At 72.5% G+C, this 2,096-nt stretch carries 4 protein-coding genes; 2 read left to right on the top strand and 2 right to left on the bottom strand.

Annotation, left to right across the window (positions count from 1 at the left end; translation table 11 throughout):
• Window positions 1-127: 127 nt before the first annotated feature.
• Together ND748_RS35200 and ND748_RS30625 are read right to left on the bottom strand one after the other, a co-directional pair.
• On the bottom strand, window positions 128-202 hold the full coding sequence (locus ND748_RS35200) for a 50S ribosomal protein bL37 (RefSeq protein WP_369299096.1): 75 nt from the start codon (window positions 200-202) through the stop codon (window positions 128-130).
• A 32-nt stretch (window positions 203-234) separates the two neighbouring features.
• Window positions 235-1,221: a DUF5317 domain-containing protein gene (locus tag ND748_RS30625; RefSeq protein ID WP_308205775.1), complete on the bottom strand. Its 987-nt coding sequence runs from the start codon at window positions 1,219-1,221 to the stop codon at window positions 235-237.
• Window positions 1,222-1,396: 175 nt separating this feature from the next.
• On the opposite strand from ND748_RS30625, the gene ND748_RS30620 reads away from it, so the two are divergent.
• On the top strand, window positions 1,397-1,627 hold the full coding sequence (locus tag ND748_RS30620) for a biotin/lipoyl-binding carrier protein (RefSeq protein ID WP_251749767.1): 231 nt from the start codon (window positions 1,397-1,399) through the stop codon (window positions 1,625-1,627).
• Between the two features lie 221 nt (window positions 1,628-1,848).
• On the top strand, window positions 1,849-2,043 hold the full coding sequence (locus tag ND748_RS35195) for a hypothetical protein (RefSeq protein ID WP_374216080.1): 195 nt from the start codon (window positions 1,849-1,851) through the stop codon (window positions 2,041-2,043).
• Window positions 2,044-2,096 lie beyond the last annotated feature (53 nt).

Raw genomic sequence — 2,096 nt, 5'->3', positions numbered from 1 at the left:
CGCACGGCCCGCCGAGCTGGTCAGGTGTCCGGCATAGCGCCGAGGGCCGGGATAGCTCCGGTGGCCGGGGTTGCTCCGGTGTCCGGCGTTGCTCCGGCGATCAGGCTGCTCCGGCGCCCTGGGTTGCTCATGTGTTCGGGCGCTTGCCGTGGTTGGCCTTGCTCTTGGCCCGCGCGCGCCGCTTGCGCTTCTTCTTCGCCATGGCGTCCTCCCCTCCGTCAATCGGATGTGGAGTCATCGTGCCAGCCCGGGCCGGCGGGTGGTGACAGACCTGCCCGTGGGGCCCCCATCCCCACCCCTACCGCCACCGCCCGCGTCGCCGTTCGTGGTCCCGTCCGCGTCTCGTTCGCCGTCCACGTCTCGTTCGCCGCCCCCGAGGTGGGCGCCGCCCCCGCCGCCCCCGCCGTCGCCGACCTGCCCGACCAGGCGGACGGTCCCGACGGACCCGTCCTCGGGGATCCCCCCGGCGCCGCTGCGTGAGCCGCCGTCGAACACGTCGTCCGCGTGGGGATCAACATCGGGCTCATCCCAGCCGGCGTGGTCGCCGCGGGCGCGGTGGTCGTCCTGACCGAGGCGATCGTCCTGACCGAGGCGATCGTCGTGGTCGAAGCGATCGTCCTGGTCGAAGTGGTCGTCGGAGCCGATCAACCCGCCCGAGCCGCCGTAGCCCGCCGGCGGTGCGCCGGCCAGCGCCGCCTGGCGTCGGGCTCGCAGCGTGCGCCAGGCTCGCACCGGGGTCACGGCACCGAACAGCCCGAGTGCCGCGGCCATCGCCACGTCGCCGATGCTCACCACCGCCGGCGCACCCGGGAAGGGCAGCGCGATGATGTCACTGAGCAACCGCAGGCTCGTGCCGTCCCCGGCAGGGGTGTGGAACGCCGAGCTGAGGATGTCGTCGATCGGGACGCCGGCATGGTCCGCGCCCCACAACGACACCGGCATCTGCCCGCCGTTCGCCGTGATGACGGCGGCGTTGGCGATGATGCCGGTTACCAGCAGCCCGAGTCCGGGCAGTCGGTTGTTCATGCCGGCGAACAACGCGGCAAGCACGGCCGCCACGATCCAGGCGGGGCTGTGCAGCGCCGGGACGAGCCCGCCCACCGCCAGTACCAGGACCACCGCGGCGAACAACCACGGGCGCAGGACGTGGACGCGGGCGAGGGCGCCGAGGGTTCCGCCGCGGGCGAGGCCGACGCCCAGCCCGCATACCAGGGTCAGCACGAGAAGTACGAGCACATCCGTAGTCTGCGGGGTTACGACGGACAGTCCCAACACCGGGCGGTCGAGTCGCCTCTGTGCTGCGGTGCGAACACACCTGTGGGCGGAGGGCAGTTGGTCCGGGTGACCGATGGCACTAGGCTCTTGCCAGGTTCGACTCGCCGCTGAAGGGAGCCCGATGGCCGAGGAAGTCCGCGCGGAGATGGTGGCCAACGTCTGGAAGGTCGTCGTCGGTGTGGGTGACCCGGTGGCCGCCGGTGACGCCCTCGTCATCCTCGACTCCATGAAGATGGAGATCCCGGTGATCAGCGAGGATGGCGGCACGGTCGCCCGGATCGCGGTTCAGGAGGGCGACGTCGTCCAGGACGGCGACCTGATCGCCGTGGTCGACCCGGTCGCCGTGGGCTGAGTCCCGCGCGGTTTCACCCGGGGTGTAGGTACCTGGGCCGGACCATCTCGGCTCGGACCGTCCCGTCTGGGACTACCCCGCCCCGGGCTTTTCCGGCCCGGACCATCGGCGAGCCGGTCCACCCGGCGCCCGGCGTGTTCGTCGGGCCCGCGGGGAGCCGCTGTCGGTCGGCTCTGCTGTCGGCAACGGGCTGCGTCGCGCCATGCCCTAAGCTGACGTTCGTGGACGCTTCGTTCTGTGACCGTTGCGGTCAGTTGGCCAGTGTGGGCAGTCATGAGGCGTGCGCGCAGGCCCGTGAGCTCGAACCCCCGCGTTACTGTCGGGTCTGCCGGCGGCGGATGGTGGTGCAGGTGACCCCCGCGGGCTGGTCGGCGCGCTGCACCGAGCACGGCCTCAAGACGGCCACCAACGCCTGATCCCGCCCGGCGCACCCCGCCGGCGCACCCCGCGGGCCGGCGCACCCCCGGCC

The organism is Frankia sp. AiPs1 (assembly GCF_023716945.1).
In the GTDB taxonomy this organism is placed as follows: domain Bacteria; phylum Actinomycetota; class Actinomycetes; order Frankiales; family Frankiaceae; genus Frankia.
Note: the sequence above shows the minus strand (reverse complement) of the source record. Positions and strands in the feature narration are given on the sequence as shown.

Coding starts and splice junctions, on each gene's coding strand:
- ND748_RS30620 (WP_251749767.1), top strand. CDS start 1,397: ATGGCCGAGGAAGTCCGCGCGGAGATGGTGGCCAACGTCTGGAAGGTC.